Raw genomic sequence first — 12,324 nt, forward strand, 5'->3', positions numbered from 1 at the left:
GGGGGCAACTGGCCAAGCGAGCCTGATAAGTGCGCTGGATGCAGGAGACAAATCAGATGCCTAGCTGTTGTAGTTGTGAGTTGCCGGTCTTCAAGATCGCCCACTACGAGTATGGGTCGCGAATCAAATCGATCGATTTTCATCTCGCGCCTCTCGAAGATATGAAATCGACGTTGCCGTATCCTCATCGGCACGAGTTCTATCACATCGTCTGGGTCGAGTCGGGCAGCGGTCACCACATCATCGACTCGATTCGCTACGAAGTGCGGCCCAATACGCTGTTTTTCATGGCCCCCGGCCAGATCCACGATTTTGCGTTGTCCGAAGACGCCATCGGGCACGCGATCAGTTTCTCGTCCGAATTTTTCGCGTTCAAGGTGCAGAACCGCCATTCGCAGACCGAGATTCCCGTCTACGATTTCGAGCGAATTCCGAACACGGTTTATATGAGCGACGCACAGGCTCAGGATCTTCGCCGTGTGCTGGATGGAATCAATGCGGAATATCACGGCGAAGAGGCAGGCTACGAGGACGTGATCTGGTCATATCTGCGGGTTCTGCTAATCAAGTCGGCGCGGCTGGGCGGCGACGCCGTCACCGAGGTCAATTCGTCGCGTAGCGTGCTGTTGTCGCGACGCTTCAAGAGCCTGCTGGAAAAACATTTCACCACGATCCACGACGTCGCCCGCTACGCATGCCTGCTGAACGTCACGGAACGCGCATTGAACGATGCAACGCGCCAGGCGCTCGGCAGCACGGCGGCCAAGCTGATTCGTGAACGCGTGATGCTGGAAGCGAAGCGTCTGCTGCTGCATTCCGAGGTCAATGTGGCGGAGATCGCAACACAGCTTGCCTTCGACGACCCGGCCTACTTCAGCCGATGTTTTCGCAAGCACACGGGCCGCTCGCCCATCGACTTTCGCCGCAGCCTGGAAAAACTGAGCATCTGAAGCAGTGGCGGACACACACCAGGTGCGCGTAGAAAAGTCCAACATAAGCCGCACTTCGTCCTAACTGCCGGAACCGCCGCACTCCTAGAATTTACGTGTCCCCGTCACTCGGGAAACGTGAAAGAAATCAGGAGAGAAAAGGCGTGAATGCTTCCTACCAAGATCAAGGGTTGTCCTCTGAACGGTCCGCCCTCTTCACCGGTATCCTCGACCGCATGGCGGCCAAAGTTGCAGAGGACGAGCCGACGCTCGGCGTCGAATTCCCTCAGATCACGGCGCCCGATGGAAAGTGGGTACTGCTTCCGGCGTCGCTGTCCGCAGGCTACAGCGGTTCAGCCTGGAGCCACGGCAACTGGTTTTGCGGGTTCTGGGTCGGACTTCTGCTGACGTCGTATTTGCACACCGGCCAGGACAAATACCTCTCGTGGGCCCGAGAGCGCATGCGCCTCGTCGCGCAGCGAGCGCAGGACCCCAACACGCACGACATTGGCTTCATCTTCGACAGCAGCGCCGTGCCCGGTTATGAAATCACCCACGACCCGTGGTACGCGCGAATCGCAATGGAAGCCGCAGACAAATTGCGCGCCCGTCTTGTCACCACGCACAGTGGCGCCTATCTCGCTTCCTGGGGCCCGCTCGGCGATCCGCGCGGACGCAGCGCCTCAGCTATCGACACGATGGCAAATCTATCGTTGCTTTACTGGGCCGCGAACCATTCCGGCGACGGCAGTTATCGCCTCGCCGCCGAAGCGCACTCCGTCATGACCGCGAAGGCGTTTATCCGCCCCGACGATTCGACTTACCACGCGGTCGAGTACGACGTGACAACCGGTGTGCGCCGGCGCGGCTACACGTTTCAGGGCGCATTCGACGAATCGGCGTGGAGCCGAGGCCAGGCGTGGGCCGTCTATGGCTACGTGAACACGGCGCGTGAAACCGGCAAGCGCGTCTGGCTGGACCTTGCAGGGCGCTTAGCGGCTTACTATCTGCGCCGACTCGATGGACGTCTGGTGCCACCGTGGGATTTCGACGCCACTGGCGCGGACGCGGAAATCAAGGACACGGCCGCAGCAGCGGTGATGGCGTCAGCGCTGATCGAGATGGGCCGTCTGCATCCCGATCCTGCCGGTGCGGTTCACTGGCGCGAACATGGACTTGCGATGCTCGAAGCTCTGTGTCGTGACGAGTTTGCGTCCGAACCCGCGCAGCGCGGACTCCTAAGGAATTCATGCTATTCGAAGCCGCACAATGAAGGCGTCGACGGCGCGACGATGTTCGGCGATTTCTTCTTCGCCGAAGCGCTGAGTCGCGTGATGTTGCCAGGCAAGCTTCGGCCCGGCACGCAACCCATATCGCTCGCCTGAAGCACCCTTCCCTCGCGGTTCCCAACCCTCGCTAGCCAGTCCGTCCATGATATCGAACAATCTTCCGCATTTCGTACCTGCTGACCTACCCGATGCCCTGCTGGTCGGACGCATCTGGCGAAACGCGCCGATCGACGGACCGTCGGTCGTCGTTGTTCGCGCCGGTCAGGTCTTCGATATCACGGCGTCGGCGCCGACGACCTCCGATCTGTTCGAGCGCGAGGACCTATTGGAGTTTGCGCGTCACGTCGACGGCGAGGCGCTCGGCCCCGTCGAGAACATCGGCCAGGCATTGCTCGCGCCATGCGATCTTCAGGCGATCAAGGCATGCGGCGTGACTTTTGCCGTGAGCCTGCTCGAACGGGTTATTGAAGAACAGGCTGCGGGCGACGCGACGCAAGCCGACACGGTGCGCGCGACGCTCGCGCAACTGATCGGCACGGATCTCTCCAGGATTCGCCCCGGCACGCCAGCTGCCGACAGTCTGAAGCGGGAACTGGAACGGCGCGGCGCGTGGTCGCAATACATGGAGGTCGGGATTGGGCCTGACGCAGAGGTGTTCACCAAGTCCCAACCCATGTCGGCGGTCGGCTACGGCGCGGACGTCGGGCTTCACCCCGCCTCTCACTGGAACAATCCCGAGCCGGAAATCGTTCTGGCGGTAAACAGCCGCGGAACGGTCGTAGGTGCAACCCTCGGCAACGACGTCAATCTGCGCGACATCGAGGGCCGCAGTGCGTTGCTGCTCGGCAAAGCGAAAGACAACAACGGCTCATGCGCGATCGGTCCTTTTGTCCGGTTGTTCGATGATCGCTTCACGATGGACTCGGTGCGGGCGGCCAGCGTGTCGCTCAGGATAGAAGGCGCGGACGACGGGTTCATTCTCGAAGGCGTGAGCCACATGCGCGAGATCAGCCGTGACCCAGAGGAACTCGTGGCCCAGACTGCGGGGCCGCATCACCAGTATCCTGACGGCTTCATGCTGTTCCTCGGCACGATGTTCTCTCCGATTAAAGACCGGCATGCACCGGGCAGCGGCTTCACGCATCACCTCGGGGACAAGGTCACCATTGCAACGCTGGAACTCGGCGCACTTGTCAACACCGTGCAGTCGTCAACCGGGATCGCGCCGTGGCAATTCGGCGTGCGCGCTCTATATGAGGCCCTTGCAAAACGGCGGGCGCTTGCCCCCGCAGTTGGGCAGGCAAACGATGCGTAAAAGAGCGCCGGCCGCGAGAAGAAAGTTTTCGCGAGAGCGTGGGTGACGGCCGTCGAAGACAGTCTGTCGCGTTGTGCCGACGCGCCGAATCTATCTGCGCTACCCGCCAGCCGACTGACTGTCGAAAACACTCAGGCAACGCGCGGACCTGACGTGCTTCCATCGAGATGAAATCGGCTTAGCCGTGGCCCCGCACGTCGATGTCGTTACACTTTGATGTCTGGCCATCGCGCCCTCTCCGCCCAGTTCTTATCGCGACAGAACCGTTGCTTTTAGCATCGGGTGACACAGTGCGGTTTCAACAGCAAACCCCGTGTGATTTCCAGATACCGCCAATCGTCGTCGATTGCGCGATTGGACACCATGAAGCGGCAAGGAACGAAAAGACGGCAGCCAAAGCTAAGGGCGGCAGCCAGCCGGCCGCTCGGTGATGAGTGGCGGGGCACGGAGTGTTGCGAAGTACAATGCCCCGTGCGGGAATGAGTAGCGGTGTACCAACGGCGGCATGCCGCCTGTATGCTCTTTTAGGGTTGCGCGTCGACAAGACACTGAGTGCGGCAGTCCTTGGGGGCGCCACCTACTTAGATGTCAGGCAATATTCCTCGCCAGAGGACGCCATATCTGATGCCGGTAAGTTCCAGCTGGTCGGGCAAAATTAAACAATTCGCGTCCGCTGCTCCAACTCGGCTCTGCGTGCCGGTTGGTTTCCCTGGCGTTGCTAGCGTGTTAGTCGGCGACCGTTAGCCTGAATTGACGCGTGTGCTGCGGCGAGGCAGTGACGAAGTCACCAAAGTACCAAATCCGGGGAGGTCCACCGATGACAAAGACCATCAAGATAAACGTCGACCGACTGCGGCCGCTTCAGGCAACCGTCGGAATGCTCGAAGTGGAGGCAAAACGCAAGCACATTGAATCTCTGGGTGCAAAAGCGCAGAAGCAGTTTCTGAGAACCGCTCCAATTCCGACGGTGCTCGGCAAACAGGACCGGCACTATGTCATCGACCGTCACCATCTGGCGCGCGCCCTGTGGGATGGGGGTATCAGGGAGGCCTTCGCGGAAGTCGTCGAGGACTTTTCCGCACTACCCGACGCGAAATTCTGGGACGCGGTCATTGAGCGAAGGTGGGTTCACCCCTACGACGAACGCGGCATACTTCGCGCGCTCTCGGCGATTCCCGACGAGGTCTCCGGACTCACCGACGACCCATACCGCAGCCTGTCCGCATTTGTGCGGGACGCCGGCGGCTACGTCAAAACACCCGAGCCGTTCGCGGAATTCCAGTGGGCGGATTTCTATCGAACGCGTATTCCGATGTGGACAAATCCATATCAGTTCAAGGCTGCTGTCGAGCAGGCGGTGCACCTCGCCTGGAGCCCGGATGCGCGAACGCTTCCCGGCTTCAAACCGCAGCGACTCAAAGCCGGCCGCGGGACATGAGCGGCGGGCGCTGGCTACGAGAAAGCGCCGGGCACTGCGCCCAAAAGGCCGGCCGCGCATACGACCGTCGCAACGCCGACGACGAGTAATAGATAAGCTGCCTTGGGCCGATGCTGGCGCGGAAGCGCTGTCACAGTGAGCGCCAGGAGCAATCCAGATACAAGTGGCAGCATCAACGCGTTGACCACCTGCGCAGCAACGTTCAGCGAGACCAGACTCGGGGCCAGCCAGACGAGATGAGCGCTGACGGTCACCGACATTACATAAACCGCGTAGAACCACGGCGCTGTGGTGAGCCGGCCATGAAGGGACCGCCTGTATCCTGTCACTTCGCCCATCCCCCACGCGAGAGAGAGTGAACAGACAATCGCTGCCACTAACGACGCGCCAAGAGCACCGTGCCGTTTCTGGTCGCTGGCAAACCCGACTTCTCGGCCTTCAACGCGCACACCCGCTGAAGGCCGTTACCTACTCCATTCTCAAAAGAACCTCAAAATCTCAAAAGCCGGACAGCACGATCTTGCCGCGCGCCTTGCCGCTCTCGAGCAAGGCATGGGCGCGGCGCAGATTGGCCGCGTTGATGGTGCCGAAATGGTCCGCCAGCGTCGTGCGCAGCACGCCGGCGTCGACCAGCTCGGCAACCCGGACCAAAATATGGTGCTGCTTAATCATGTCCGGGGTCTGGTACATCGAGCGGGTCAACGTGGTGTCGGTCAGGGCATCCGGCGAATCGAGCGGAACCGACTCGCTATAGACAACAGCTTTCATAGGTACTCCACGAAATGGAAGTTTCAGTTACAGCGGGCGAAGGTGTTGAACATACTGATATCGTCAGGAACGCGCATAGCAATGAAGTGCCCGTTTGTGGCACCTCGCGCCAGGAATGAACCGCATGCTCTGCACCGACGCTCGGTAGCAATGGCGCAGGTTGATCATCGTATAGGCGAGTGTCTTGAATGCGTAGTGGACCGGATCAGGCGCTGCACAGGCTATGTTTCTGGTTAAACATCGGTATCCTGATCAAATAGTATTCTTGAATCCAGCGTCGAAGGTGCAACCATGCTAGGCGGCCATCCGTTTCTCGAGTATGGCGCGATGACATGCCGCGTTCATCTGATGTCTGGGCACGGCGAAGTGCTGCCTGATCGGGCCAAAGCATGAGAGAAACGGCTGCGTGCGACGTGCATCGCGAAAGCCGCACATGTGTCGTTCGCGCGTGTGAGTCGGCTTATAACTTCTATGAGCAGGAAGTTGTCAAGTGCAGGCTAGAGATGACGCCGATCTCGTCGACGTGGCCATTGACCCGATGGCGTTGATTTCAAGACTAGGCTCTTGCCGGTCGCACTTCTTCCTGACTCCTGCAAAGACGTGTCGAATCTCTGCTCTCCTGCTGCGCGGCTTTCAGATGTGAATGTACGGCAGCATTCCGCAAAAATTGCGCAGGCGAAGGGAAGAAAATCTGTCCCGCGCGCCCTACCGTTATCCTTGGTCGGCGAGGCAAGCCTGATTACCGGCCCTAATCCCGCGTCGTCGGTAGCGGCGGCAAAAACGCTGCTCTCGAGGCTGACCATGGCCTGATACGGCGCTTGAGTAAGGAGTGAGTCATGGCACAGCACTTCAATTTGATCGCGCAGGGCATCCTTTCAGAAAACCAACGTCGCTGCCCGATGGGGATCACGCACGACGATCGTTTGATCACGTCACGAGGTTTTCTGTTGCTATCCGTGTCAGCCGGCTGATCTCCCTGTGTTTGTCTAATGAGAATCGAGAAACAGCATCATGCAAGCTCCCCTTGAAGCATACATAACGTGGCAATCAACGATGGCCCTCCTCTCGGGCGAAGGCGAAATGCATCTGTCCATTGTGTCCAGTCGCGTTCGCCCGATGCCCGGTGATGGCTACTTTGGGAAATGTGCTATCCGGCTGCTGGAGCGTACTAGTCCGTCCTCGGCAACTGTTGCGTGGAGCGACTCGACGTCCTGCTGCTACGGCGCACAGCTATGGCGGCGCTGCATCGCGAAGAAAGCCGGGGTCTGCTCCCTGAGTGGCCGGACCATTGCAAAGGGCAACGCCATATATCGACCCAGACATGTCCGACCCATACCGCGAAACATCGAAGCAATGATTCTGGCCGCAGTGCTGGAAACTGTCTCTGTGGAAGAAGGCATCTGACAGTTCTGCTCCGGTCGGTCACGGGTCAAGCACCAGGAGGTTTTGATGGGCAGGAATCTTCTCCACAAATGGCAGAGCATATCGCTTCAGTCTTCGGTCGACGATAACCCTGTACTACGTCGTCTGCCTGCCAGGAACACTGTGCCCGATTATGCGACCCTGTTCGATATGACACTCGTCCTCACCATCGTCCTTTCGCTATTCGAACTCGCGGTCGAACTGCTTCGCATTGAGAGCCCTGAACCAAATGGTGGTCCTCCTCGCGGCGACCGCAGTGCGGACCACAGTCGCCTGCGGCGCAGAGGTTTTCATCAGCAGCGCTCTGCTTCGACTCTACGCTCTCTTCAGTGCAGGATTCGTTGCAAGCATCCTTATGCCGGTCTCGCACATCATGCCTGATTTTTGTGTCGAGAAATTCTCTACCTGAGTTGAATTCATGGACGTCTACATAAGCCATGGGCAGAAAATCGAGGCGTTCCAGATAGCCTTGAAAGCGCTGATTAGATACCTGCTCGCAGGCGCTTTTTCAGCCCCTCGGAAATCCATATTTTGATATGTGGGCCAGAGCATGTTTACTCCGAATCACATTCCCTATCAGCAGCAACCTGGCTTTCAGCGGACCTACCGCCAAGGCCGCCTGAGCCTAGGTCTTTTCTTTCCCCTCGAAGCCTTCACCGGCGATACGCCGAGGATGTTCGACCAGGTGAGCCTGGCCCAACGTGCCGAAAAGCTGGGTTTCTCTACCCTCTGGTTTCGCGACGTGCCGTTACGCGACCCCAGCTTCGGTGATTCGGGCCAGGTCTTCGATCCTTGGGTCTACCTGGGTTTCATGGCGGCGCACACCCGCTCAATTGCGCTGGGTACCGCGTCGGTCATCCTGCCAATCCGCAATCCCCTGCACACAGCCAAGGCCGCAACCAGTGTCGATCAGATCAGTGGTGGCCGCCTGCTACTCGGCGTGGCTTCCGGTGACCGTCCAGTAGAGTTTCCAGCATTCGGTGTCGACCCGGAGCAACGTGGCAGCCTGTTCCGCGAATACCTCAAGGTGTTTCGCGAGGTTCAACTCACCAGTTTCGTGCCTTTGACCTGGCCCGGCGGCAGGCTTGAGGGGGCAGATCTGATTCCCAAGCCGACCACGGCGGAAATTCCTTTCTTCGTCACCGGCCATAGCCGCCAGACGCTTGAGTGGATCGCCCGCTGCAGTCATGGCTGGATCACTTATCCGCGTGCACCGAAGGCTCAGCAGCTGATTGTCGAGCGCTGGCGCACGGCGGTCCGTGCCGAATGTGGTGAACTGTTCAAACCCTTCACCCAGTCGCTATACATCGACCTGACAGATAACCCGCAGACACCACCACGGCCGATCCACTTGGGCTATCAACTGGGGCGATATCACCTGGTCGCGCTGCTGCACAGCTTGCAGGAGGAGGTCGGCGTTAACCATGTGATCATCAATTTGAAATACGGCCAACGCCCCGCAGGTGAGGTCATTGAGGAGCTCGGTGAGTTCGTTCTACCAGACTTCGTCATGTCAACATGAGCCGGCATAGTGCTGGAAAGCGACCACCGGCGCTTTCTTTCCGGTCACCGCCATGCCCGGCGCATCAGCACTGCCGACAGCCGTCGTCGGCACCGACGGGCGAATGATTGCCTGATAACGCGCGGGGGCGTCAAGCACCGCACAGGGGAAGCCCGCGCTCAGGTGGCCAAAAACCTAACCGGAGAAGGCCGGAGTGCGAACCTCGATACTCTCGCGCGGCCTGGCTCCCGGCGGCGCACGGGTCCTGGAAGGGGTGGTATGGAGGATGAAACGGGCACCGCCGTCGTAACGCAAGTCATACCCCTTGAACAGCAAGGCTTCGTCACGCCGCATGTCGGGAGAATAGTACGAGCGCTGGTGCGAATTGTCAGCCAGCCGTTAGATCTCACCGCTACGATCCGGGTAGACCTGGTCGGTGTCCACGGCACCGAACTTCCGCAGCGAGCTTCGATCGCATAGAGCGAATTACAGATTAAAAGCGATGTTGCTTCGCGGAGCTGGGAAGTAGCAGACCTGAAGTCGCGATTGGCTGAACGTTCTCGTTATGAATGTCTGGAGAGCAGACGAACATGAAAACAGTAGTCGTAGCAGGCGCGGTCGGAGTTATCGGACGCGGAGTACTCGCACACTATCAAACCAAGGGCGTCGATCTGGTCGCCGTTTCCCGACGCGCACCTGATTTCCCGACGCGCGCCAGGCATTTGGCGGTCGACTTGCTGGACAGAGAGTCCTGCGAGGCGCTGCTTGCCCAGGTACCGGAAGCGACGCATCTCGTGTTCGCAGCCTACCAGGAGAGGCCGACGCCTGCGGAACTGGTCGAGGTGAATCTGCGGATGTTGAAGAACATGGTTGAGCTCATGGAGAAGCACGCGCCGAACCTGCAGCACGTCACGCTGATGCAGGGAGGCAAGGCATACGGCGTGCATATTGGGCCGATTCCGTCGCCCGCGAAGGAGAGCGACCCCCGCCATATGCCGCCAAACTTCTATTACGACCAGGAGGATTTTCTTCGGGAACGTTCAGTCGGCAAATCATGGTCGTGGACTGCACTTCGTCCCGAGGGCGTGGCTGGGGTTGCCGTGGGCAATCCAATGAATCTGCTGATGGTGATTGCTGTCTATGGAACGTTGGCGAAGGCCTTGGGCGTTCCAATGTCATTTCCCGGCCCGCGCGCCGCTTACGACGCGCTCTACCAGGTGACCGATACTCGAATTCTCGCGAGCGCTGTCGATTGGGCTGGCGAGGCCGACGCATGCCGAGGCGAGGTCTACAACATCACGAATGGCGACTACTTCAGGTGGTCTCGCGTCTGGCCGCGTCTGGCGGAGTTTTTCGATGTGCCGGCCGGTGAGCCGTTCCCCATGTCGTTGCAGCAGATGATGGCCGACAAGACAGAATTGTGGAACAGCCTGGTCGAGAAGCACAATCTTCGAGACTACCCGTACGACCAAATCGTGTCGTGGAAGTTTGGCGACATGATTTTCAAGACGACCTTTGACAACATCACTAGCACGATAAAGGCGCGAAAACATGGCTTCAATGATTGCATCGATTCAGAGGAAATGTATGTTGAGATGCTGACCCAGCTCAGGGAGCAACGTTACATCCCCTGAAAGGTTCTGTCGCGCTAAGGCCCGCACTCTCTATTGCTGCGCAGACCGAGTGAGGCAAGCGCAAGCGCCCGATCCCACCCTTCCTCCCGAGCGGTGGCGCGCATCGGCAGGCTTCGGGATGGCGCTCCTGGCGATGCAGTCGGCCAGGTCACGCCTTGGATAAGCTCGAGAGAAGCTGCTCGGCGGTCACCGGCTTTCGGACTACTGCGTTTGCCTGGCTTGTGGTGGACAATTCCGCGCCGGACGTCAAGATGACTGGGACGCGTCTGAACATCGGCAAAGCTTCCGCCCCCGCGTCGCGATATCGTGCAGCGGCTTCTGCAAGCCCAGTGGAACGCATTCGCATGGAGGGCGTGAACATCGCTTCGGCCATCACAATGCCGAGACCGCGCCCTTCGTTGCAGAGCGTCGTGAGAGCACGCGCGGGCGGAAGCCGCGCCCGCGCACGGCGTTCAAGAGCGGGCACATCAGTTTGCGCATCGTCAACTGGAGCGTCTCGCTGAACAAGGGTTTTCATCAACCCCGCGTGGCCTTGAGAAAGCTTCGAGCCTTGTACCGGACATACTCCACCAACCTCGGAGAAGAAGCGACCGCGCAAGCCACCGAGGAATTCAAACGCCTTGTGGCGGTGGCACGCGAAACGCGTGATTACGCGAGCGATCCGTAACCGTTGTTCGTTGTGCGCCGGGAACATCGCACGTTTTCCCGGGGTACCACTCAAGCAGCACCCTCCTATCCGCGGGCGGATTGCAAAAAGGTGGGTTCAGTCCGAATCTCTAAAAGGTCGTTTCGGAGCGCGCGCCATCTGTTTGCGTGACTTTGGCTCGCGGTTTCGATCTCCCGTCGCAGCGCTGTCGCGCGGACGGTCGTGACACTGGGGCGGGACGTTCAGGTATCTGAGGCTGAGGAAAGCATAACAAATCACCGCAGCGGTAAGACCGAGCAAGATGTAACCGGTTCTGGACAATAGCAGGGCAAACCCGGTCAACACGAAGACGACCAGGGTGTTGACGACCAGTTGGCGCCGCAACTCGGGCCGCTCCAAGAAGTAGCCGTACTGCTTCCCAATGAAAAAGCAGACCGCACCGATGACCGACAGTACCCGGAATTCAGATACCACCATGTCGTCCAGGGTCGCGTGCCGGATCAGGCTCGCTAAAATCGACAGGCCGATGAAGACGAAAAAGTGCGAGTACAGGACCGAATGGCCGGTCGTGAGCTTCTGTTTGGTCAGCAGGTGAAAACTGTCAAAGTAAACCCACCAGATGCCCGATATCATCACGAAGCCGGTGGCGGCCGTCAGCAGCCTTTCCACAGTCCAGTTGATGTTGGCCAGTCCGGTGGACAGGCTGCTAACGGACTCTCCCAGCATGATGATCGTGAGCAGGCCAACACGCTCGATCAGGTGCTCGGTATGCACTGGGATGACCTGGAGACGACGCGGCAAGAAAAAGATGAACACAACCAGATCAAACAGTAATCCAAGGTAAAACACGACATATCGCTGTGGCGCCGGGAACAGGATCGAAGCGAGGCTGATGGTGGTGCCAGCGACGATTACCCAGCCAACTGCCGTTGTGAGTGCCTCGCTTCCCTTATGCCGGTATTTGGACATGAAATACATTATGGCGACGATGTACTTTGAACCGGCATAGCAGACGACGATGGCCTCGAAGCTAGTCAGGAATCGTCGGTCGATCAGGCCCGAGATGATGATCAGCAGGAACATGATGAACAGGGTTGCCAGCCTATGCTTCCGGTCATCGGCGTCGAAGCGGTTGGCATACATCGTGTGGCTCGCCCAAATCCACCACAAAGGTATGAAAATCAGGGCGAATTTCCAGAACTGGAGAGGGTCAAGATGACCCTCGCGCGTGTGGCTCAAGATATGCGTTACGTCACCGATCGTCACCGCAAAAATCAGGTCGAAGAACGCCTCGAGCCAGGTGGTATGGCGATTGGACTCGAAATACTTTATGTTATGCATACCGCCTCTTTGTCGTGCTTGCGCCAGGGACCGCGCGGCAG

Annotated in this window: 11 protein-coding genes and 2 pseudogenes; 9 read left to right on the forward strand and 4 right to left on the reverse strand. The window is 59.0% G+C overall.

Annotated elements, in window-relative coordinates; genetic code table 11:
• The first annotated feature begins 56 nt into the window (after window positions 1–56).
• The 4 genes from RW095_RS05160 (at window position 57) to RW095_RS05175 (ending at window position 4,971) form a co-directional block, all read left to right on the forward strand.
• Window positions 57–950, forward strand: a complete 894-nt coding sequence (locus tag RW095_RS05160) for a helix-turn-helix domain-containing protein (RefSeq protein ID WP_317014929.1) — start codon at window positions 57–59, stop codon at window positions 948–950.
• Window positions 951–1,093: 143 nt separating this feature from the next.
• A complete protein-coding gene (locus RW095_RS05165) occupies window positions 1,094–2,314 on the forward strand; it encodes a glycoside hydrolase family protein (protein WP_317014930.1) in 1,221 nt (406 codons plus the stop codon).
• Between the two features lie 46 nt (window positions 2,315–2,360).
• Window positions 2,361–3,533, forward strand: a complete 1,173-nt coding sequence (locus RW095_RS05170) for a fumarylacetoacetate hydrolase family protein (RefSeq protein ID WP_317014932.1) — start codon at window positions 2,361–2,363, stop codon at window positions 3,531–3,533.
• 817 nt (window positions 3,534–4,350) lie between these two features.
• A complete protein-coding gene (locus tag RW095_RS05175) occupies window positions 4,351–4,971 on the forward strand; it encodes a ParB-like protein (protein ID WP_317014933.1) in 621 nt (206 codons plus the stop codon).
• 14 nt (window positions 4,972–4,985) lie between these two features.
• On the opposite strand, the gene RW095_RS05180 is transcribed toward RW095_RS05175, so the two are convergent.
• The 3 genes and pseudogenes from RW095_RS05180 to RW095_RS41690 all read right to left on the reverse strand — a co-directional run.
• Window positions 4,986–5,420: a divalent metal cation transporter gene (locus tag RW095_RS05180; RefSeq protein ID WP_317014935.1), complete on the reverse strand. Its 435-nt coding sequence runs from the start codon at window positions 5,418–5,420 to the stop codon at window positions 4,986–4,988.
• Window positions 5,421–5,469: 49 nt separating this feature from the next.
• A pseudogene (locus RW095_RS05185) lies at window positions 5,470–5,670 on the reverse strand (zinc-binding dehydrogenase); the annotation flags it as partial.
• 363 nt (window positions 5,671–6,033) lie between these two features.
• A pseudogene (locus RW095_RS41690) lies at window positions 6,034–6,216 on the reverse strand (IS6 family transposase); the annotation flags it as partial.
• Window positions 6,217–6,575: 359 nt separating this feature from the next.
• Between RW095_RS41690 and RW095_RS05195 the strand changes: the two are divergent.
• The 5 genes from RW095_RS05195 (at window position 6,576) to RW095_RS05210 (ending at window position 10,963) form a co-directional block, all read left to right on the forward strand.
• Entirely contained in the window at window positions 6,576–6,710 is a 135-nt protein-coding gene (locus RW095_RS05195; RefSeq protein ID WP_317014936.1) for a hypothetical protein, read from the forward strand.
• A gap of 145 nt (window positions 6,711–6,855) precedes the next feature.
• Complete coding sequence (locus tag RW095_RS41275) at window positions 6,856–7,143, forward strand: DUF3331 domain-containing protein (RefSeq protein ID WP_394365075.1); 288 nt, start codon at window positions 6,856–6,858, stop codon at window positions 7,141–7,143.
• A 568-nt stretch (window positions 7,144–7,711) separates the two neighbouring features.
• Window positions 7,712–8,683, forward strand: a complete 972-nt coding sequence (locus tag RW095_RS05200) for an LLM class oxidoreductase (RefSeq protein WP_317014938.1) — start codon at window positions 7,712–7,714, stop codon at window positions 8,681–8,683.
• Between the two features lie 569 nt (window positions 8,684–9,252).
• Complete coding sequence (locus RW095_RS05205) at window positions 9,253–10,296, forward strand: SDR family oxidoreductase (protein WP_317014939.1); 1,044 nt, start codon at window positions 9,253–9,255, stop codon at window positions 10,294–10,296.
• Window positions 10,297–10,822: 526 nt separating this feature from the next.
• Window positions 10,823–10,963, forward strand: a complete 141-nt coding sequence (locus RW095_RS05210) for a hypothetical protein (RefSeq protein WP_317016753.1) — start codon at window positions 10,823–10,825, stop codon at window positions 10,961–10,963.
• Window positions 10,964–11,059: 96 nt separating this feature from the next.
• On the opposite strand, the gene RW095_RS05215 is transcribed toward RW095_RS05210, so the two are convergent.
• Window positions 11,060–12,283 (reverse strand): low temperature requirement protein A, encoded by a 1,224-nt coding sequence (locus tag RW095_RS05215; RefSeq protein ID WP_317014940.1) that lies wholly within the window; start codon window positions 12,281–12,283, stop codon window positions 11,060–11,062.
• Window positions 12,284–12,324: the final 41 nt, after the last annotated feature.

The organism is Paraburkholderia kirstenboschensis (assembly GCF_032806925.1).
In the GTDB taxonomy this organism is placed as follows: Bacteria; Pseudomonadota; Gammaproteobacteria; order Burkholderiales; family Burkholderiaceae; genus Paraburkholderia; species Paraburkholderia kirstenboschensis.

Excerpts from the sequence above, each read along its gene's own strand:
- RW095_RS05170 (WP_317014932.1), top strand. The coding sequence starts at position 2,361 with ATGATATCGAACAATCTTCCGCATTTCGTACCTGCTGACCTACCCGAT.
- RW095_RS05205 (WP_317014939.1), top strand. The coding sequence starts at position 9,253 with ATGAAAACAGTAGTCGTAGCAGGCGCGGTCGGAGTTATCGGACGCGGA.
- RW095_RS05200 (WP_317014938.1), top strand. The coding sequence starts at position 7,712 with ATGTTTACTCCGAATCACATTCCCTATCAGCAGCAACCTGGCTTTCAG.
- RW095_RS05215 (WP_317014940.1), bottom strand. The coding sequence starts at position 12,283 with ATGCATAACATAAAGTATTTCGAGTCCAATCGCCATACCACCTGGCTC.
- RW095_RS05160 (WP_317014929.1), top strand. The coding sequence starts at position 57 with ATGCCTAGCTGTTGTAGTTGTGAGTTGCCGGTCTTCAAGATCGCCCAC.
- RW095_RS41275 (WP_394365075.1), top strand. The coding sequence starts at position 6,856 with ATGCCCGGTGATGGCTACTTTGGGAAATGTGCTATCCGGCTGCTGGAG.
- RW095_RS05195 (WP_317014936.1), top strand. The coding sequence starts at position 6,576 with ATGGCACAGCACTTCAATTTGATCGCGCAGGGCATCCTTTCAGAAAAC.
- RW095_RS05175 (WP_317014933.1), top strand. The coding sequence starts at position 4,351 with ATGACAAAGACCATCAAGATAAACGTCGACCGACTGCGGCCGCTTCAG.